Annotated in this window: 18 protein-coding genes; 3 read left to right on the top strand and 15 right to left on the bottom strand. The window is 64.6% G+C overall.

The window, feature by feature from the left end; all coding sequences use genetic code 11:
- Positions 1-6 precede the first annotated feature (6 nt).
- The 9 genes from ODR01_RS16050 to ODR01_RS16010 all read right to left on the bottom strand — a co-directional run bounded on the left by ODR01_RS16050 (position 7) and on the right by ODR01_RS16010 (position 7,625).
- Entirely contained in the window at positions 7-1,089 is a 1,083-nt protein-coding gene (locus ODR01_RS16050) for a Kae1-like domain-containing protein (protein ID WP_316978701.1), read from the bottom strand.
- 16 nt (positions 1,090-1,105) lie between these two features.
- Positions 1,106-1,984 (bottom strand): hydrogenase nickel incorporation protein HypB, encoded by an 879-nt coding sequence (gene hypB, locus ODR01_RS16045; protein WP_316978700.1) that lies wholly within the window; start codon positions 1,982-1,984, stop codon positions 1,106-1,108.
- Positions 1,984-2,316 (bottom strand): hydrogenase maturation nickel metallochaperone HypA, encoded by a 333-nt coding sequence (gene hypA, locus ODR01_RS16040; RefSeq protein ID WP_316978854.1) that lies wholly within the window; start codon positions 2,314-2,316, stop codon positions 1,984-1,986. The genes hypB and hypA overlap by 1 nt, the downstream gene beginning before the upstream one ends.
- Before the next feature lie 241 nt (positions 2,317-2,557).
- Positions 2,558-3,016, bottom strand: a complete 459-nt coding sequence (locus tag ODR01_RS16035) for a hydrogenase maturation protease (RefSeq protein ID WP_316978699.1) — start codon at positions 3,014-3,016, stop codon at positions 2,558-2,560.
- A gap of 2 nt (positions 3,017-3,018) precedes the next feature.
- Complete coding sequence (locus ODR01_RS16030; protein WP_316978698.1) at positions 3,019-4,395, bottom strand: Ni/Fe hydrogenase subunit alpha; 1,377 nt, start codon at positions 4,393-4,395, stop codon at positions 3,019-3,021.
- Entirely contained in the window at positions 4,388-5,164 is a 777-nt protein-coding gene (locus ODR01_RS16025; protein WP_316978697.1) for an NADH-quinone oxidoreductase subunit B family protein, read from the bottom strand. Before ODR01_RS16025 ends, ODR01_RS16030 begins: the two co-directional genes overlap by 8 nt.
- A 2-nt stretch (positions 5,165-5,166) precedes the next feature.
- Positions 5,167-6,012, bottom strand: coding sequence for an FAD/NAD(P)-binding protein (locus ODR01_RS16020; RefSeq protein ID WP_316978696.1), 846 nt, complete (start codon positions 6,010-6,012; stop codon positions 5,167-5,169).
- Complete coding sequence (locus ODR01_RS16015; protein WP_316978695.1) at positions 6,013-6,486, bottom strand: cyclic nucleotide-binding domain-containing protein; 474 nt, start codon at positions 6,484-6,486, stop codon at positions 6,013-6,015.
- A 2-nt stretch (positions 6,487-6,488) separates the two neighbouring features.
- Positions 6,489-7,625, bottom strand: coding sequence for a 4Fe-4S dicluster domain-containing protein (locus tag ODR01_RS16010; protein WP_316978694.1), 1,137 nt, complete (start codon positions 7,623-7,625; stop codon positions 6,489-6,491).
- Positions 7,626-8,173: 548 nt separating this feature from the next.
- Between ODR01_RS16010 and ODR01_RS16005 the strand changes: the two genes are divergently transcribed.
- Both ODR01_RS16005 and ODR01_RS16000 read left to right on the top strand, forming a co-directional pair.
- On the top strand, positions 8,174-9,175 hold the full coding sequence (locus ODR01_RS16005; RefSeq protein WP_316978693.1) for an NAD(P)H-quinone oxidoreductase: 1,002 nt from the start codon (positions 8,174-8,176) through the stop codon (positions 9,173-9,175).
- A gap of 120 nt (positions 9,176-9,295) precedes the next feature.
- Positions 9,296-10,603, top strand: coding sequence for a hydroxyacid-oxoacid transhydrogenase (locus ODR01_RS16000; RefSeq protein WP_316978692.1), 1,308 nt, complete (start codon positions 9,296-9,298; stop codon positions 10,601-10,603).
- Here the strand turns inward: ODR01_RS16000 and ODR01_RS15995 are convergent.
- From ODR01_RS15995 to ODR01_RS15980, 4 genes are all read right to left on the bottom strand, one after another.
- Positions 10,594-11,034, bottom strand: a complete 441-nt coding sequence (locus ODR01_RS15995) for a GIY-YIG nuclease family protein (RefSeq protein ID WP_316978691.1) — start codon at positions 11,032-11,034, stop codon at positions 10,594-10,596. The two genes, ODR01_RS16000 and ODR01_RS15995, sit on opposite strands and share 10 nt — an antisense overlap.
- A 29-nt stretch (positions 11,035-11,063) precedes the next feature.
- Entirely contained in the window at positions 11,064-11,267 is a 204-nt protein-coding gene (locus ODR01_RS15990) for a tautomerase family protein (RefSeq protein WP_316978690.1), read from the bottom strand.
- Between the two features lie 46 nt (positions 11,268-11,313).
- A complete protein-coding gene (locus tag ODR01_RS15985) occupies positions 11,314-11,973 on the bottom strand; it encodes a GntR family transcriptional regulator (RefSeq protein WP_316978689.1) in 660 nt (219 codons plus the stop codon).
- Between the two features lie 187 nt (positions 11,974-12,160).
- Complete coding sequence (locus ODR01_RS15980; protein ID WP_316978688.1) at positions 12,161-13,066, bottom strand: dihydrodipicolinate synthase family protein; 906 nt, start codon at positions 13,064-13,066, stop codon at positions 12,161-12,163.
- Positions 13,067-13,413: 347 nt separating this feature from the next.
- Between ODR01_RS15980 and ODR01_RS15975 the strand changes: the two genes are divergently transcribed.
- Entirely contained in the window at positions 13,414-15,138 is a 1,725-nt protein-coding gene (locus ODR01_RS15975) for an IlvD/Edd family dehydratase (RefSeq protein WP_316978687.1), read from the top strand.
- Between the two features lie 81 nt (positions 15,139-15,219).
- Here the strand turns inward: ODR01_RS15975 and blaOXA are convergent, their stop codons facing one another.
- Together blaOXA and ODR01_RS15965 are read right to left on the bottom strand one after the other, a co-directional pair.
- Positions 15,220-16,023, bottom strand: a complete 804-nt coding sequence (gene blaOXA / locus ODR01_RS15970) for a class D beta-lactamase (protein WP_394356839.1) — start codon at positions 16,021-16,023, stop codon at positions 15,220-15,222.
- Between the two features lie 126 nt (positions 16,024-16,149).
- Positions 16,150-18,630, bottom strand: coding sequence for a hybrid sensor histidine kinase/response regulator (locus ODR01_RS15965; RefSeq protein ID WP_316978685.1), 2,481 nt, complete (start codon positions 18,628-18,630; stop codon positions 16,150-16,152).
- Positions 18,631-18,730 lie beyond the last annotated feature (100 nt).

The raw sequence follows: 18,730 nt of genomic DNA, 5'->3' as shown, positions 1-18,730 counted from the left end.
CTCCGTTCAGGATTTCAGCAGTCCCACCGCCCAGGCCTGCCCAAGACTGATGGCCCCGTCGCCGGGCGTGATCGCCCGGGCGATGCGGGGGGTCAGTCGCTTGCTTTCCAATGCTGCCGCCAGCCCTTCGCGCAGGACGGCATTAAGGAAACAGCCACCGCAAAACGCTACGTCGCGGATGCCCGTCCGTTCTGCGGCGCTCGAAACCCATTCGGCAAGCGCCGCCGTCAGGGTGCCGTGGAAAAGATCGGCGCCGACGTCGGCGTCCATCTCGCTCAGGGAACGCAGGAGCGGCAGCAGGTCGAGCACGCCGTCGCGCAGGCGCCATCCGTCCGGTTGAATCTGGGGATGAGTCACCAAACTTTCCAGTTCCATCGGCGCCTCGCCCTCGAAGCCGGCCACCAGCTTGACGCCCAGCAGACCGCAAGCGGCGTCGAACAGGCGTCCGGCGCTCGATGTCGGCGGGCAGTTGACGTTCGCCTCCAGCATGCGGCCGACCACCTCGGCGCCTTTGATCGCCGCATAACGGCCGGCGATCTCGCCGCCCCGTCCCATGGCGTACAGGGCCGCCGCCCCCATCCGCCACGGCTGCCGCGCCGCCGCGTCGCCGCCCGGCTGCTTGAGCGGGGCCAGATGGCCCAGGCGCTCGAAGCCCTCGGCGTCCACCCGCAGCAGTTCGCCGCCCCACGACTGATTGCCCGGCCCCAGCCCGAAGCCGTCGAGCGACAGGCCCAGAACCGGCCCTTCCAATCCATGCTCGGCCATCACCGCCGCCACATGGGCGTGATGGTGCTGCACGGCGATGGTCTCGACCCCCAGCCCGGCGGCGAACCGGCTGCTGTGGAAATCGGGGTGAAGGTCATGGGCCACTGCCACCGGGGTCGCGCCGGTGGCTTCCAGGATGCGCGACACGGTTTCCTCAAAGGCCAGCACGGCTTCGACGGTATCGAGGTTGCCGATGGCGTGCGAAACCGCGGCCTGCCGTCCCGAGGCCACGCACACCGTATTCTTCAGGAAGGCTCCGACGCCCAGGATGGGAGGCACCTCGCGCGGCAGGTCGAAAAGACGCGCGATGACATCGCCGCTCATGGCTTCCCTCGCCGCCTCACGCGTGCAGGCGTTTGGCGCGCTCCCAGGCGCTCACCGTGGCGTCGCGGCGGCGCGATATCCAGTCGTACCAAGCCTGCATGCCCTCGCCCGAAGTCGCCGATACCTTGATCACCTGGATGTCGGGATTGACCCGTTGGGCGAACTCGATGCTCTTGTCGACGTCGAAATTGAGGTAGGGCAGCAGGTCGATCTTGTTGAGGAGCATCAGATCGGCCTGGAAGAACATGTCGGGATACTTCAGCGGTTTGTCCTCGCCCTCGGTCACCGACAGCACGACGATCTTGTGGGCCTCGCCGAGGTCGAAGGCCGACGGGCAGATCAGGTTGCCGACGTTCTCGACGAACAGCACGCCGCCCTCGGCCGGGTCCAGTTCCTCCAGCGCGTGGCCGACCATGTGGGCGTCCAGATGGCAGCCCTTGCCGGTGTTGAGCTGAATGGCCTTGGCCCCGGTCTTGCGGATACGCTCGGCGTCGAACTCGGTTTCCTGGTCGCCTTCGATCACCGAAACCGGGAAGCGATCCTTCAAGTCCGAAATGGTGCGAACCAGCAGCGTCGTCTTGCCCGACCCCGGGCTGGACACCAGGTTCACCGCGAAGACGCCGCGGCCGGCCAGAAGGCGCCGGTTGGCATCGGCGTAGCGGTTGTTGACGGACAGGATGTCCTGCTCGATCTGAACGATTCGGGCCTCGCTGGTGGCCGCGTCGTGGACGGCTCCCATCGTTCCGTGCTCGTGGGAATGCCCGTGCTCGTGGTCATGGTCGTGACCATGATCGTGGTCGTGGGAATGGCCGTGATCATGGTCATGATCGTGGGGATGGGCATGATCGTGGTCATGGTCGTGGCCGGGTTGCCCGCAGCCGCATGTAACGCACATCAGTCGACCTCCAGTTCCTTGATCCGCAGCCCGTCGCCTGCCCGCAGCTCCAAATCGAATCCCCCACAGCGGGGACAGGGAGTGTAGCGTTCCTTCACCGGAACGCTGGCCGCGCACTTCTTACACCACGCCTCGCCCGGTGTGCGAACGATTTCAAGTGCCGCCCCGTCTGCCAGGGTGCCGCGGGTAACCGCCCCGAAGCACATCTCGATGGATTCCGGAACGGCCGTCGAGAGCATCCCAATCTCCAGCGTCACGCGCCGGACGCGGGAATAGTTCTGCACGCCCGCCTGCTCTTCCAGAATCCTGAGAACGCCCTCGCAAAGCGACATCTCGTGCACGTCCGCCCCCTTCACTCACCGGCACCGGCCGGCAATCGCCGCCGGAACGAACGCGAACCACAAGCTTCCCGGACCGTCATCGATCCGCGGGAAGATTTCCATGCATCCATCATCGGACATTTGCCAGGAGAATTCACGCATTATTCTGAGAATAGAATTTATTCCAATCCGGCCAAGATGGCCGCGACGGGGCGAAAAAAGAACTCCTGGCTCAAAAATGCAAGCAGATTTTTCAGCCGCGCCCGGCCGCCACGAGGGCACGGATTTCGGCTTCCGCGACGTCGGCCGCCGCCGCCACCTCGACCGACAGCCCCTCGCCATAGGAAAAATCGCGCCCCTCGATGCCATAGACCGTCATCCGGCCGGGCAGACGGCCCAGGATGCGCGCCATTTCGATCGCCTCGGCGACCGAAAAGAGATGGCTGGAATAGTGAAACAGGCCGGTCGGCAGCCGGGTTTCGGCCGCCTCGAAGCGATGGAGGGTTCCCGCCGCCGCGCCCGAGGAGGCCGCGTCCACCAGCACGACGTGGGGAAAGCCCTGCCAGGCCTCCATCAGCTCGGCCCCCTCGCCGCTCTCCACCCGGGTTGCAATGCCGCTGGCCTCCAGGCGCTCGGCAATCACCGGCCCGACGCCATCGTCGTGCCGGAAGCGGTTGCCAATGCCGAGAACGAGAATGCCCGTGCCTGCCACCCCTACTCCCGATCGATGGTGAACTTGAGGAAGTGCGTGGCGCACGAAATGCACGGGTCGTAGTTGCGGATCGTCTGCTCGCACCGCCACTTCAGGTCTTCGTCCGAAAGACGCAAATTGGCCCCCACGACGCCCCGCAGGTCGCGCTCGATCTGCGGCTGGTTCTGCGATGTCGGGGCCTGGATGCGCGCGGCGACGATGCGTCCCTCGTCGTCCAGTTCGTAGCGGTGGAAGCAGATGCCGCGCGGCGCCTCGGTGCAACCGGCGCCGACGCCGCGGCGCGGCGTCACCGCCACGCACGACTCGTCGGGCTCCTCGTAGGCCTCGGCCAGCCGGATGGCCTCCTCGCAGGCGTAGACGGTCTCGACCATGCGTACCAGGATGCTCTGGTAGAGGTTGTTGCAGGTCTTGCCGAGGCCGATGTCCTTGGCGACCCGCTTGGCCAGCTTGGAAAGCTGCGCGTAATTGTTGTTGTAGCGGGCGTTCGGCCCCGTCAGATAGACGGTGCCGTCCATCATCATGCCGTGCAATGCGTTCGAATGGCGCACGTGCTCTTCCTTGAAGTGCTTGTGGAAGTCGGCGACCGGAATGTCGAGCCCCCGGTTGGAAACGATCCGCCCCTCGTGAATGGCGTATTCGTCAGGATGGCGCAGCGATACGCAGGTATAGTCGTCCTCGTAATCGGGAAACTCGAAGCCGCCGAACACCTTGGCCACGCCGATGGCGGCGTCGATGGCCCATTTCAGGGGCTCGATCAGCTCGCGGATCTTTTCCTTGCGCGGCGCCCGGTAGAAGCCGCCAACCTTGAGGTTGATCGGATGGGCCGCCCGGCCGCCGATGACCTCGATGATGGTGTTGCCGAGCTTCTTGAGCTTGAGCGCGGTCTCGACGATCTCGGGATCGTCCTTGGCCAGTTGCAGCGCGTCCTGCAGCCCCAGGAAGTCGGGGGCGTGCAGCATGGCGGCATGCAGCACGTGACTTTCGATCCACTCGCCGCAATAGATGAGCCGGCGCAGGTCGCGCAGCGGCCCGGTGACGGTGACGCCCAGCGCCTGCTCCATGGCCTGGCTGGCCCCCATCTGGTAGGCGATCGGGCAAATCCCGCAGATGCGCGCCGTGATGTCGGGAGCGTCGCTATAAATCCGGCCGCGGAGAAAGGCCTCGAAGAAGCGCGGCGGCTCGAAGATGCGGAACTTGATGTCCTCGATGACGTCGTCCTTCACCCGGACGTAAAGCGCCCCTTCCCCCTCGACGCGCGCCAAGGCGTCGACCTTGATGTTGCGGGACACCGCTTGGATCGGCGCCTTGGCCCGGCCGCCAGCCTTGCCCCGGGCGCCCGGCTTGACCGTCGACGTGCTTTTCAGCGTTCTTTTACTCATGGGTCTCGCTCTCCCGCCGGAAGGCCGCCGCGTTGGCATTGAAGGACCGGAAGAAATGCTTGATCGAGCGGTCGTCCATATCGAGGGTGGCGAACCGCTTGGCGAGGCTTTCGGTGTTCGTCGTCTGCTTGGGCCCGAAGCAGCCGTAGCACCCGCGCCGGAACGAGGGGCACAGGTTGCCGCACCCCGCCTGGGTCACCGGCCCCAGGCACGGCGTGCCGTGCGCCACCATCACGCAGACGGTGCCGGCCAGCTTGCATTCGATACACTGGCTGTGCGGCGGGATGTTGGGCTTGCGGTCATTCAGCAGGGCGTTCAGGACTTCGAGCAACTGCACCTTGTTGATCGGACAGCCGCGCAGTTCGAAGTCGACGTCGACGTGGTCGCGGATGGCGGTCGAGGTGGCCAGCGTCTCGACGTACTCCGGGTGGGCATAGACGGAGCGGATGAAGCCGTCGACGTCCTTGAAGTTCTTGAGGGCCTGGATACCGCCGGCCGTCGCGCAGGCGCCGATGGTGATCAGCAGCTTGGACTGCCGGCGCACCTTGCGGATGCGTTCGGCTTCCTCCGGCGTGGTGACCGATCCCTCGACCAGCGACACGTCATAGGGGCCGCGGATTTCGGCCCGCGTGGCCTCCAGGAAATAGGCGATGTCGACCGCGCCGGCGACCGCCAGAAGTTCGTCCTCGCAGCTCAGCAATTGCAGCTGGCAGCCATCGCAGGAGGAAAACTTCCATACCGCGAGTTTGGGTTTGCTTGGTGCCGCCATGATCAAAGTTCCTGAATCGCGAACTTGTGGGCAATCTTGTCGAAGCCGAACACCGGGCCGTCCTTGCAGACGAAGTCCCCACCCAACTGGCAATGACCGCAGAACCCGATTCCGCACTTCATGTTGCGTTCCAGCGAAACGTAGATCCGCTCATTGGGAACACCGCGCTCGGCCAATGCCTCGACGGCGAAGCGCATCATGATCTCGGGCCCGCAGACCAGCGCCACCGTCTGATGGGGATCAAAGCCGCCGCGGCTGATCAACTTGGTGACGACGCCGACACGGCCGGCCCAGCGTCCGGTCGCGTAATCCACCGTAACGTCGACCTGCAGGTCGAACTGGCCGCGCCATTTCTCCAGCTCCTTACGGAACAGGATGTCCTCGGGCGTGCGCGCTCCGTAAAGGATGCAGACGTTCCCGTAGGCTGCCCGATTGGCCATGATCTGATAGATGGCCGGGCGCAGGGGCGCCAAGCCGATGCCGCCGGTGACGATGACGACGTCGCACCCCTCGGCCTTCTCGACCGGCCACGACGTGCCGAACGGCCCCCGCACCCCGATGGTCTGGCCGACCCCCAGCTTCCACATGGCATTGGTCACGGACCCGACGGCCCGCGTGGTGTGGACAACAGTTTCGGGGTCGGCCGGATCACCGCTGATGCTGATCGGGATCTCGCCGACGCCGAACACATAGAGCATGTTGAACTGGCCGGGCAGGAACGAGAGGGGCCGGCGGCGTTCGGCCGAAACCAAATCGATGGTGAAGGTATCGCTCAGTTCCTTGCGAACCCGCTCGATCCGGAACGGCGCCGGAACCATCGGGTCCTTCAATGCGGTCATCTCGTTCATCTAGTCTTTCCCAGCGCCGTAGAGATCGAGCATTTGCAGGCGGGCGTGGGCCAGACGCTCGGCGATGACCCTGACGAACCGCTTGTACATGGCATAGCCCAGCGCCGGATCGGCATCGAGCTTGCCGCGCAGGCAGATAGCGTCGAAGCTGACCAGGCGGCTGAGCCGGGTCGCCCTCGCATCCCATTTCCAGCGGAACGGCGGCACCAGCCAGGACCAACCCATGACGTCGCCGTCGTCGCAGGTTTGCAACACGATGGAATCGCGGCCCGGGGCCCGCACCTCTAGGGCCACCGAACCGTGGCGGACCATATAGAACTTGTCGGCCGGCTGTCCCTCACGGAAGACGTACTGCCCGGCGTCGAAGCGTTCGTTGGCCGCGCAGCCGGCGATCAATTCGAGGGTGGCGTTGTCCAGCCCTTCGAAGAAGGGATGTTCGCGGATCAGTTGATCGAGCCCAATTTCCTGGACCATTTTTACCGTCTCCCTTCGCTCTCCCAAATTGCCCGGGCTTCCTCGGTGATATCGATCCCCACCGGGCACCACGTGATGCATCGTCCGCAGCCGACGCAGCCCGACGTGCCGAACTGCTCGAACCAGGACGACAGCTTGTGGGTCATCCACTGCCGATAGCGCGACGAGGTTTCGCGCCGCACGCTGCCGCCGTGGATGTAGCTGAAGTCCATGGTGAAGCAGGAATCCCAGCGCCGCCACCGCTCGGCATTCGACCCGCTGAGGTCGGTCACGTCCTCGACGGTCGAACAGAAGCAAGTGGGGCACACCATCGTGCAGTTGGCGCACGTGAGGCAGCGCTTGGCGACCTCGTTCCAGCGGCCGTGTTCCAGATTGCGCTTCAGCAGTGGCCCGACATCATCGACCATCTGGCGGCCCATGCTCTTGACCGCCTTGTCGGTCGCCGCCAGAGCCGCCGCCGCATCCTCGCCGGTGGCGGCGCGGCAGGGAATCTTGGCCAGGATCTCGCTGCCACGCGCCGATCCGGCCTCGACCATGAAGACATGGCGCTTCTTCTCGACGATCTCGGTCAGCGCCAGGTCGAAGCCGCCCTGGGCCCGCGGACCGGTGTTCATCGACGCGCAGAAACAGGTGCCGCCGGCCCGCCCGCAGTTGACCGCGACAATGAACGCCGCGTTGCGTTTGCTGAGATAGCCGGGATCGGCAAACGTGCCGTTATCGAAGACCTTGTCCTGAACCCGCATCGCCGCGATCTCGCACGCCCGCACGCCGAAAAAGGCGTAGCGCGGCGGTTCGGCCGCTTCCTCGACGATGCGGAATGCCTTTCCCTGCTTGCGCATCTGACAGATCTTCTGGTGCGGCGGGAACAGAAAACGCTTCCAGCTTTGCGGCCCGACGACATAGTCGAAATAGACGCCGTCGCGCCCCTTCACCAGCCGGTACTTTCCGCCGTCCTGTTCGTCGGCGTATCCGACGGGAAGATCACCGGCCGATCGCAGCGTGTCGTAGACGATGGCGTCGTCCTGCTTGCGAGGGCCGACAACCTGATACCCCGCGGCGGCCAGCGCGCTGATCAAATCATCGAGGGTCTGCACATCGATGATGGAAGCCTTCTGAAGCGGCGATTGTTTGGCGGTCATTTTGGCGGTCATTTTCCCCCGCGCATTTGCCCTGTCCTGTCGTCCATGCCTTATTGGTGGCATTGACCATTTGTTTAGTACAGGAGAAGTGCATAGTAAACGTTTTTTTCCCGCCATGAAAACCGTTATCAACAAAAATGACAAATAAGCGCGCCAATATGCAGAATATAATGACGATACAAACTATCCAAACGTTTATTATAATAAGTTATAGTACATCATTGTCACGTTTACGGTCTCTTTTGATCAAAAACACACGGTCTCTTTATGAGCAATTTCATTTTTTATTATAACTATCTAATATAATAATTTCGCCTATCGATTTAGGAATCACTTGGCAAATGCGCGCGAAACGCTGATAAGTCTTTGGCCATGCCCGTCAGCGGAGCGTGCGATTTCCCCGGTCGCAGGGGCCGATTCGCTTTCTCCCCGCCACCGCTTTGTCGTTTCGGTCCGATAGAGATACAATTCCGGATCGTATTTCGGCACCGATTCCCGGGCTCCCAAACGGGTCGCCGGAAAGGTGTCGCGCAGGAGAAGAAAAAACGATGCCCGAAACGCTCCCGGAAACCATGACCGCCGTCGAGATCTCCCAGCCGGGGCCGCCCGAGGTTCTGAAAGCGGTCACCCGTCCGCGTCCGGCTCCGGGGCCCGGCGAGGTATTGGTGCGGGTCGCCGCCGCCGGCGTCAATGGACCCGACCTCAAACAGCGGCAGGGCCTTTATCCACCGCCGAAGGGCGCCACCGATCTGCCCGGCCTGGAAGTGGCCGGCACGGTCGCCGCGCGGGGGGCCGGGGTGGCCGAATGGAAGGAAGGCGACGCCGTGTGCGCGCTGGTCAACGGCGGCGGGTATGCCGAGTATTGCCCGGTTCCCGCCGGCCAGTGCCTGCCTGTACCGAAGGGACTTTCGATGGTCGAGGCGGCGGCCCTGCCCGAGACCTTCTTCACCGTCTGGAACAACGTCGCCATGCGGGCCGGATTGCGCGAAGGCGAAAGCTTTCTGGTGCACGGCGGCGCCGGCGGCATCGGCAGCGCCGCCATTCAGATCGCCAAGGCCCTGGGGGCGCGCGTGTTCGCCACCGCGTCGTCGCCGGAGAAGTGCGACGTGTGCCGGCAACTGGGAGCCGATCGCGCCATCAACTACAAGACCGAAGACTTCGTCGAGGTGGTGCGCGCCGAGGCGCCAGGCGGCGGCATCGACGTCATCCTCGACATGATCGGCGGCGAATATGTGGCCCGCAACATCAAGGCCCTAGCCACCGACGGACGGATGGTCCACATCGCCTTCGACAAGGGCTCTACCGTCGAGGTCAACCTGATGGCGGTGATGCTGAAGCGCCTGACGCTGACCGGCTCGACGCTGCGGCCGCGCAGCGCCGAGTTCAAGGCCGAGGTAGCCCGCCAGCTCAGGACCCGCATCTGGCCGCTGATCGAGGCCGGCTCCATCCGGCCATTGATTCACGCCGCCTTTCCCCTGGCCCGGGCGGCCGACGCCCATCGCCTGATGGAGAGCGGCGGCCATGTCGGAAAGATCGTGCTCACGGTCTGACGGCACAAACAGCGTCTGCCCTTCGGCCCGGTGCGGCGCTAGACTGGAAAAAAAACGAGCGCGAAAACCGCGCAATGGCATGGCCGAGGGAGGGCCGCACAACAGGAACGGGAGCTCGCGATGGAAAAACCGGTTTATTACGCCGCCACCGAGGGTGGCGACTATGCCTTTGCGGTATCGGCCGCCGCCATGAAGTTCGGCGCCGGCGTGCTGGCCGAACTGGGCGACGACGCCCGCGCGCAGGGCCTCAAGCGGGTGGCGCTGTTCATCGACCCGGAGGTCGCCGACACCGCGCCCGCCGAGGTCGCCACGGCGTCACTGAAAAGGGCCGGAATCGACGCCGTCGTCTACGATGAGATCGCCGTCGAACCCACCGACACCTCGTTCCTCGCCGCCGCCGATTTCGCCCGCGACGGCAAGTTCGACGGCTTCGTGTCGCTGGGCGGCGGCTCGACCATGGACACCGCCAAGGCGGCCAACCTGTATGCCACCCACCCGGCCGACTTCCTGGCCTATGTCAACCTGCCCTACGGCGAGTTCCGCGCCGTCCCCGGGCCGCTGAAGCCGCACATCGCCTGCCCCACCACCTCGGGGACCGGCAGCGAGACGACCAGCACTGCGGTCATGGACATCACCGCGCTCAAGGTGAAGACGGCCATCTCGAACCGCATGCTGAAGCCGACGCTGGCGCTCGTCGACCCGACCACGACGCGCACACTGCCCGCCGGCGTCGTCGCCTCGACCGGCTTCGACGTGCTGACCCACGCCATCGAATCCTACACCGCCCGCCCCTACACCACGCGGTCCCGGCCAAAATCGCCGGACCAGCGGCCGGTGTTCCAGGGTGCCAATCCCTACAGCGACGTCGGCAGTCTGGAGGCCATCCGCCTGGGCGGCAAATACCTGGTGCGCGCCGTCGAGAACGCCGACGACCACGAGGCCCGGCACATGCTGATGCTGGCCGCCACCATGGCCGGCCTGTCGTTCGGCAACGCCGGGGTCCATCTGCCGCACGCCATGTCCTACGGCGTCGCCGGGCTGTGCCATACCTGGCGGGCCGCCGGCTACGAGAAGGCCGCTCCGATGGTGCCGCACGGCATCGCCGTCGTTCTCAACGCGCCGACCGCGTTCCGCTTCACCGCCGCCGCCGCGCCGGAGCGCCACCTGGCAGCGGCCGAGGCGCTGGGCGCCGACACGCGCAACGCCGCGCCCGAACATGGCGGCGAACTGCTGGCCGGCCGGCTGATCGAGATGATGCGCCAGACCGGCCTGCCCAACGGCACCGGCGCGCTGGGCTTCACCGAGGCCGACATCCCGGATTTGGTCGAGCGTGGCTACAACCAGCCGCGCCTCGTCGTGCTGGCCCCCTGCAACGTCACCAAGGATGACGTCGCCGCCATGTACCGCAACGGACTTCGCTACTGGTAAAGGCCGTCGAAGAAGCCGGCCGGAAGTTCGCCCGTCAAGACCAGCAGATGGGCCGCGCAGCGGCGGCAGTCGGTGCTGCCGAACCCGGGAACCGGTATGGAGATGGCCGTCCCGCCTGCTTGCCGTGTCCAGGTGACGAGATCGCATTCGCCGAGGCCGGGAAAAGCCGCCACGGTCATGCGAGCGGCTACATCCGTCAGCCAGTCCACATGCCAATGGCTTTTCTTGGGTCGCCGGAAATGGCGGACGCATCGGCCGCGAATGCCGCCCGGTCCCCGGGCGCTGCCGAAATACAGATAGCGTCCGGCGGGCAGCACGCCAGCGAACCGCCGCGGCGGCAGCCGGACCGGTTCGGCCAGTTCCAGGCACAGAACATAGGCCCCCGCCACGGCCGGCAGACGGGAAGGATCGCCGAGCCAGCGAAGGGGCAATCCGGTTCCCCCGACGGGCGCCGGCGCCGTCAGGTCTTCGCGGCCTTGCGGATCTGGGTCACCGACTGCCCGGCGATTCCCCAGTTATCGGTCGGTACGTCGTCGATCACCACCATGGTGGTGGCGGGATTCTTGCCCAGCGTGTCGACCATGATGTCGGTCACCTTGCGGATGACCTCCGCCTTCTTCTCGGCGGAAACGCCCTCAAGCAGTCTGATGTGGATGAACGGCATGGGCTCGTCTCCCTGTCCCGATCGGCCTCGCGGCCCATAGCGGGGTTCAAACTTCCCCGAACAGCGCCCTGTAGGCCTCGATGTAGGCCTTCGGCGAGGGCTGAAGATGGCTGACGCAAAGTTCGATCAGATCCTCGCGGGAACCGGCCTTCAGCGCCTCGATCATTCGCTCGTGCTGGTCGCGCGATCCCGCGAACATCCGGGGATCGCGGCCCACGTAGAAACGGATGACGTTCGACTTCATGGCGAAAAGATTGATGGCTTCCGCCAGATAGGGATTGCCGCAGGCCGCGAAAAGGACCTGATGGAAGCGGATATTCGAGCGGTATATGGTTTTCAGGTCCCCCACCTCGACCGCCTTGGCGTGCGAGCGGTGGATGGCCGTCAGTTCCCTGATCAATTCCTTGTCGGCGGGCAGCGGAATCATGCTGGCCGCCTTGAGTTCCAGCAGTTCGCGGATGGAGTAGAGCTGCTCCACCTCGTGGGGCGTGAATTCGCACACCCGCGCGCCCTTGCCGCGCAAACGCACCACGATGCCAATGCGTTCCAGCTCGAGAAGCGCCTGGCGAATGATGTGCCGCTTGACCCCGAAGCGCTCGACGAGTTCCTCCTCGACCAGCCGCTCGCGAGGCCGCAACCGTCCGAAAACGATGTCCTCTTCCAGCTGTTCGACGACCAGCGTCAGCGCTTCGACGGTTCCTAGCATCCCCGATGGCCCCCGGCCATTGCCGCATACCTGGTCGCGGCGCCTCCAAAGAACCCGCGGGCCGGACCGAATTTCCGGGCGATGCCCTGTCCAGTCCGACCCGCGGAACACGCTTCGATGGCCCACCGGCGAAGGCCGACTTCCGAAGGCCGATTTCCGGCCGCCGCAAACCGGCCTTTCGCGGCACCTAGGCCATCTTGAAGTCGACTTTCTTCAGGTCGGCAAGAAGACTGGCCGTCCGCGCGTCGTCCAACTTGACCATCGGCGGGCGCACCTGCTCCCAACCCGGCGCCTTGAAGAAATGCGCCACCATCTGCTTCAACGCCGGAATCATCGGATAGGCCTGGATCGTCTTGCGAACCTCGGTGATCCGGTTCTGCAGGTCGTCAGCCTGATCCGTCTTCCACTTGGCGAAAACTTCGCGGATGCCCGCCGGATTGGCATTGCCGGTGGCAGTGATGCAGCCGGCGCCGCCGGCCCGCATACCCTGCAGCAGGAACACCTCGGAACCGGGGAACACGGTGAAGCCGGGGAAGTTCGACAGAATGGCCGCCGTATTGTTCCAATCACCGCCACTGTCCTTGAGGCCGACCACGGTGTTCGGATAGGCCTTGACCAGCATCTCGATCAGCTTGAGCGAGATCGGCACGCCGGTCTGCGGCGGGATGTGATAGAGGTAAACCTGCAGGCTGGAATCGCCGACCCGCTGGAATACCTCGGAGAAGGCGTTGAACAACCCCTGGTCCGACATCCCCTTGTAATAGAAGGGCGGCAGCATGAGGACGCCGCCGCATTTGAGCGACGCCGCGTGCTTGGTCAGCTTCAGGCTTTCGGTGATGTTGCAGGTGCCGGTTCCCGGCATCAGCTTCGCCGCGGGGACCCCACCCTCGATCATCGCTTCCAGCAGTTCCATCCGCTCTTCGGCCGACATCGAATTCGCTTCGCTGGTCGTCCCGAACGGGGCCAGGCCGTCCACGCCCTGGTCGAACAGCCAGCGGCAATGCTTGACGAACCTTTCTTTGTCGGGGCTCAAATCAGCCTTGAAAGGGGTCAGGGCCGGGACCAGTACGCCTTGGAATCTTTTCCGTTCCATCATTCTTTTCCTCATCATTCCGCCGGTGCCAAGACCGGCGGGGTCTTTGTTGTGGCGGGACACTTTATCCATATCTCGCACGCGACAAAAGAGGGCGGGCACCGGCCGTCCCGCTCAGACGCCATCCGCCAGTCTCCTCGATCGCCGAAACTCCGGTGCCCGGAGGTCCCTCGGCACCGCGATAAACCATCCTTGGCGCCATCAAAATTGTCAACAATTTTGTTGACGTCATGGCGTTTTTGGTCTGTCCTAAGGGCCTGTAGCGCAGGCACGGAACCTAGCCTTCCGCCGGCGCTTCCGTAAATCACATCACCGGGGCGCCGAGAGCCTGCGACGAGGAAACAGCCATGAAAAAGCCGACCAACAAAGGCATGCGCAAGGGTCTGACCAGCTATGGCGACTCTGAATTCTCCCTCTTCCTCCGCAAGGCCTTCATCAAGGCGATGGGATATTCGGACGCCGCCCTCGAACTGCCGGTAATCGGCATCGCCAACACGTATAGCGGCTACAACGCCTGCCACGGCAACGTGCCGGAACTGATGAAGGCGATCAAACGCGGCGTCATGCTGGCCGGCGGCCTTCCCGTCGACTTCCCCACCATCTCGCTGCACGAATCCTTCGCCCACCCGACCAGCATGTTCCTGCGCAACCTGATGGCGATGGACACCGAGGAAATGATCCGCGCCCAGCCGATGGACGCGGTGATCCTCATCGGCGGCTGCGACAAAACCGTACCGGCCCAGCTGATGGCCGCCGCCAGCGCCAACCTGCCGGCCATCGTCGTCGTCAGCGGTCCGATGCTGAGCGGTACCCACGGCGCCGAACGGATCGGCGCCTGCACCGACTGCCGGCGGCTGTGGGGCATGCACCGGGCCGGACAGATCGACAAGGACGAGATCAACGAGATCAGCGGCGAGTTGGTCCCCTCGGTCGGCTTCTGCGGCGTCATGGGAACGGCCAGCACGATGGCCTGCATGACCGAGGCGTTGGGCATGATGCTGCCCGGCGGCGCCACCATCCCGGCGGTCAACGCCGACCGCATGCGTCACGCCGAGGAGGCTGGACGGCGCGCCGTCCAGATGGCGGCCGAAGGCCTGACGCCCGACAAGATCATCACCCCCAAATCGATCGCCAACTCTCTGCGAATCCTCATGGCGATCGGCGGCTCGACCAACGGCATCGTCCACATGACGGCGGTGGCCGGCCGGCTTGGCATCAAGGTCGACCTCGACGCCTTCGACCGCATGGGCCGCGAGACGCCTGTGCTGGTCGACCTCAAGCCCTCGGGCGTCGGCTACATGGACGACTTCCACAAGGCCGGCGGGTTGCGCGTCGTGCTGCGCGAGATCAAGCACCTGCTGAACCTCGACTGCATGACCGTTTCCGGCCGCACGCTGGGCGAGGAGATCGACGCCGCGCCGAAGCCCTGGACGCAACAGATCATCCGGCCGATCGACAAGCCGCTCAGCGCCAGCGGCGGCATCGCCGTGCTGCGCGGCAACCTGGCGCCGCGCGGTGCCATCTTCAAGCAGTCCGCGGCCGGCGCCAAGTTCCAGAAGTTCACCGGGCGGGCCGTCGTCTTCGAAAACATCGAAGACATGACCAACAAGATCGACGATCCGGCGCTCGACGTCGGAGCGGACGACATTCTGGTCATGCGCAACGCCGGGCCCATCGGCGCCCCGGGCATGCCCGAGGCCGGCTACATTCCGATCCCGAGGAAGCTGGCCGAGAAAGGCGTCAAGGACATGCTCCGCATGTCCGACGCCCGGATGAGCGGTACCGCCTTCGGCTCCATCGTCCTTCATATCTGCCCCGAAGCGGCGGCGGGCGGCCCCTTGGCGCTGGTGTGCACCGGCGATCAGATCCGCCTGGACGTCGAAGCGCGCAGCCTGGACCTGTTGGTTTCTGACGAGGAACTGGACAAGCGCCGCGAACGGCTGCCGGCCCGGCCGGCGGACGACAGCTTGCGGGGCTATCGCAAGCTGTTCCTCGACCACGTCCAGCAGGCCGACGAGGGGTGCGACTTCGACTTCCTGACCCGCCGGCCGTTTACCGACAAGACACCGTGACGCGTCGGCACCGCTGACGAAATGACGAACCCCTCGGCACCGGACGGCGCCGAGGGGTTCGTCATTCGGGCGGCTCTCGGCTTACAGCGCTCCGAGTTTTCCCAGAAAAGCCTTGGCGAGCGGAATGCGCAGTTTGGCCTGCTCGGAGCCCGTCATGTCGATGTTGAGGGCGAAGGCGCGAATTGCGCCGTCCCGTTCGACCCAGCCGGTGTACCAGCCGAGCTGCGGGTTTTTTCCGAAAAGCCATCCCGTCTTGCCGTAAAGACGGGCGCCGCCGATCTCCTCGAAAGGCATGATTTCGCGCACCAGAGCCTGACTGCGCGCCGACAGTTGCAGGGTGTTCGTGGCAAGGGCGGCAACAAAGCGGGTTTGCTCTATGGCACTGATCGCCAGCGGGCCGTCCAGCCAGAAACGGTCGACCACCGGACCTGGATTGCAATCGCCATAGCCCAACTGTTCCAACATCGCGGTCATCCGCGCGAGCCCGACGCGACGCGCGACTTCCTGATAGACCGCGACGTTGGAAACGGCGATGGCCTCGCGCAGGGACATGTCGCGTTCCCACGCCTTGACCATTTGCGGCTTGCCGCCGTACGGAATGACTTCGTCGACATCGGTCACCGCGCCGGTGTCCAACGCAATCAGGCTGTTGGCGATCTTGAAGGTCGAGGCGGGCGTATAACGGCGCTCGGCGCGCTTGTCGTTGACGATGGTCATGCGCTCCTCGGCGACATCCAACAAAACGAAAGTTCCGGTCACGCCCTCGGCCTTGAAAAGCGCCATCAGGTCGGGACGCGTCGAGACGGTCTCGGCGACGGCAACCCCAGTGGAGGCAAGCAGAAGAACGGCCCCGGCCAGACCGATGGACATTCGCGATAACGACATCGATGGACTCCTTGAAGGAAAAAAAGTCGGCGACTCCCGCCGGCCACTGAACCGTAGGGGCCATTCGTGATCGCTTTGGGGCGACAATGGGGCGGAATTTGGACGGCACTTGGCGCCGGCGGCAACTCAGCCGGCGTTGTCGGCATCCCCCAGCGTCGAGCGTACGGCTTCCGCCAGCGTCCGGCGGGTGTAGGGCTTGGAAATGAAGCCGATACCGATGGCGTCGAGCTCGATCAGGTTGAGCTTTCCGGCGGCATACCCCGAGGTCAGGATGATCTTCAACTCGGGCAGCAGTTTGCGCGCCTCTTCGGCGAGTTCGCGGCCGTCGATGCCGCCGGGCATGATGACGTCGGAAAACAACAGGTCGATACGCTGGTCGCCCTGCAGGACCTCGAGGGCGCCGCGGGCGTCCGATGCCCAGAACACCTGATAGCCGAGACTGGCCAGCGTGCGCTGCGCCGAGGAACCGACGTCGACGTCATCCTCGACCACCAGGATGGTCTCGCTGCCGCGCGGCAGCCCCGCCGCGCCGGGATCATCCGCCGAATCCGCCTCGGCAGCCGCCACGCGGCTGCCGGGGGGAACGGCCGGAAGGAAGAGCTTGACCGAGGTGCCCATCCCCACCACGCTGGAAATGGTCACGGCGCCGCCGGACTGGTTGGCGAAACCGTAGACCATGCTGAGACCGAGGCCGCTGCCCTCCCCCGTCTTCTTGGTGGTGAAAAACGGTTCGAAAGCGCGCTCGATCACCTCGGGCGTCATGCCGTCGCCGTTATCCCTGATCTCGACGCATACGTACTGGCCGGACGGCATCTCGTTGATGCGCCCCGAGGCCCGATGGACGATCTTCCGGTTGGTGCAAAGAATTTCCAGTTTGCCGCCTCGCTGTTTCATGGCGTCGCGGGCATTGACGGCGAGATTGAGGATGGCGTTCTCGAACTGATTGCGATCGACGAAGACCGGGCACAGGTCGCCGGGGAAGGCCGTCTGCACGGTGATGGTTTCCCCCAGCGTGCGGCGCAGCAGTTCGACCATGTCCGAAAGCACGCTGACCAAATCCAGCGTTTTCGGATTGAGCGGCTGCTTGCGCGAGAAAGCCAACAGGCGCTCCGTCAGCTTGGCGCCCCGGTGGACGGCCCGGATGGCTTCCGAGATGATTTCGCGATGCGATTCGTTGCCGGCCAGATCCTCCTCGAGGAATTCGAGGTTGGTCAGGATGACCGCGAGGATATTGTTGAAGTCATGGGCAACGCCGCCGGTCAATTGACCGACCGCTTCCAGCTTCTGGGCGTGGCGAAGCTTTTCTTCCATCTGCTTGTGGTCGGTCATGTCCGCGCAGATGGAGCCGATGCCCACCACCTCGCCCATCGAGCCGAAAATGGGAAACTTGTTGGTGAATCCCGTGCGCATGACGTTGTGCTGGTCGGGAAACTCCACCTCGTACTCGCAGGGCATCGCGGTATCGAGCACCACCTCGTCGTTCAGGGAAATGGCCCGCGCAACCTCCGGCTGGGCCATGTCGTCGGCGTGCTTGCCCACCGCCTCTTCCAGGCGCACGCCATGTCTCTTCTCGAATTCACGGTTGAACAGCACATAGCGCCCGTCGACGCTCCGCAAACAAACCGCCGCCGGCGAGTTGTCGATCACCGCCCGGAAGCGCGCCTCGCTGTCGCGGACGGCTTCGACCGCCTGTTTGCGCTCCGTAATGTCCTGAATCTGGCGGATATTGAAAATCGGCACGCCGTCGGCGTCGCGAATGGTCGAGGCGCTCAAGACTACCCAGATGACGCGGCCGTCCTTGCGCACATAGCGCTTCTCGACCTCGAAGCGGTCGAGCTTGCCGGCACGGACGCGGCGGTTCCTTTCGCGGCTGGCCTTGCGGTCGTCCTCGAAGGTGATCTCGTCGTACTTCCGCAGGAGAAGCTCTTCCTCGGTATAGCCGAGCATTTCCCGAAAGGCCCGGTTCACCGTCAGATAGCGGCCGTCCGGATTGAAGATGGCCATACCAACGGAGGTCTGCTCGAAGATGCTGCGGAACCTCTCTTCGCTGGCCCGCATCGCTTCCTCGGCGCGCTTGCGTTCCGCGATGTCGGCGAAGCTGACGACGGCGCCGACGACCGCGCCGTTACGAAAGACCGGCTGGGACCGATATTCGACCGGGATGGGTTGGCCGTCGCATCGCCAGAACACCTCGTCGTCGACGTGGATGCCTTGCCGTTCCCGCATGCCCTGGAGAATGCGGCAATCGTCGGGATCGCGGGGGCTGCCATCGGCGCGACGGCTGTGGATGAGATCGTGGATCTGCTTTCCGACCAGTTCCGCGGCATCGGAAAATCCCAGCAGGCGAACCGCCGACGGGTTGCAGAACGTGCACCTTCCCGCCAGGTCGATCCCATAGATGCCCTCGCCTGTCGACATCAGCAGCGAGCGCAGGAGTTCGGTATTGAAGGCGTGCGCCTCGTCCCGGGAACTATCGGTATCCGGCGTCTCTGGGTCGGAAGGCTTGCGGCCACGACGCCGCGCCTCTCGCCCTTCGGCGGGACCCGCAAAATCTTCGCCGAACTCCAGCCAACCCTGTATTTCCCCCGCTTTTTTTGTAGGTGCCATTCGCCCCTCCGATGCCGTGGGCGCTAGTCGAGTTGGGAGAGCATGGGGGCGGAATCTTCGATTTTCTGGATGTTTTCGATGCCCTGTTTGAGCTCGCTCA

Origin of the sequence: Shumkonia mesophila, assembly GCF_026163695.1 — a bacterium.
Lineage (GTDB): Bacteria > Pseudomonadota > Alphaproteobacteria > Rhodospirillales > Shumkoniaceae > Shumkonia > Shumkonia mesophila.
Note: the sequence above shows the minus strand (reverse complement) of the source record. Positions and strands in the feature narration are given on the sequence as shown.

What these genes read in the sequence shown, in the direction of transcription:
- ODR01_RS16050 (WP_316978701.1), bottom strand. Translation starts at nt 1,089, where the DNA reads ATGAGCGGCGATGTCATCGCGCGTCTTTTCGACCTGCCGCGCGAGGTG.
- hypB (WP_316978700.1), bottom strand. Translation starts at nt 1,984, where the DNA reads ATGTGCGTTACATGCGGCTGCGGGCAACCCGGCCACGACCATGACCAC.
- hypA (WP_316978854.1), bottom strand. Translation starts at nt 2,316, where the DNA reads ATGTCGCTTTGCGAGGGCGTTCTCAGGATTCTGGAAGAGCAGGCGGGC.
- ODR01_RS16030 (WP_316978698.1), bottom strand. Translation starts at nt 4,395, where the DNA reads ATGAGTAAAAGAACGCTGAAAAGCACGTCGACGGTCAAGCCGGGCGCC.
- ODR01_RS16025 (WP_316978697.1), bottom strand. Translation starts at nt 5,164, where the DNA reads ATGGCGGCACCAAGCAAACCCAAACTCGCGGTATGGAAGTTTTCCTCC.
- ODR01_RS16020 (WP_316978696.1), bottom strand. Translation starts at nt 6,012, where the DNA reads ATGAACGAGATGACCGCATTGAAGGACCCGATGGTTCCGGCGCCGTTC.
- ODR01_RS16015 (WP_316978695.1), bottom strand. Translation starts at nt 6,486, where the DNA reads ATGGTCCAGGAAATTGGGCTCGATCAACTGATCCGCGAACATCCCTTC.
- ODR01_RS16010 (WP_316978694.1), bottom strand. Translation starts at nt 7,625, where the DNA reads ATGACCGCCAAACAATCGCCGCTTCAGAAGGCTTCCATCATCGATGTG.
- ODR01_RS16005 (WP_316978693.1), top strand. Translation starts at nt 8,174, where the DNA reads ATGCCCGAAACGCTCCCGGAAACCATGACCGCCGTCGAGATCTCCCAG.
- ODR01_RS16000 (WP_316978692.1), top strand. Translation starts at nt 9,296, where the DNA reads ATGGAAAAACCGGTTTATTACGCCGCCACCGAGGGTGGCGACTATGCC.
- ODR01_RS15990 (WP_316978690.1), bottom strand. Translation starts at nt 11,267, where the DNA reads ATGCCGTTCATCCACATCAGACTGCTTGAGGGCGTTTCCGCCGAGAAG.
- ODR01_RS15985 (WP_316978689.1), bottom strand. Translation starts at nt 11,973, where the DNA reads ATGCTAGGAACCGTCGAAGCGCTGACGCTGGTCGTCGAACAGCTGGAA.
- ODR01_RS15980 (WP_316978688.1), bottom strand. Translation starts at nt 13,066, where the DNA reads ATGGAACGGAAAAGATTCCAAGGCGTACTGGTCCCGGCCCTGACCCCT.
- ODR01_RS15975 (WP_316978687.1), top strand. Translation starts at nt 13,414, where the DNA reads ATGAAAAAGCCGACCAACAAAGGCATGCGCAAGGGTCTGACCAGCTAT.
- blaOXA (WP_394356839.1), bottom strand. Translation starts at nt 16,023, where the DNA reads ATGTCGTTATCGCGAATGTCCATCGGTCTGGCCGGGGCCGTTCTTCTG.
- ODR01_RS15965 (WP_316978685.1), bottom strand. Translation starts at nt 18,630, where the DNA reads ATGGCACCTACAAAAAAAGCGGGGGAAATACAGGGTTGGCTGGAGTTC.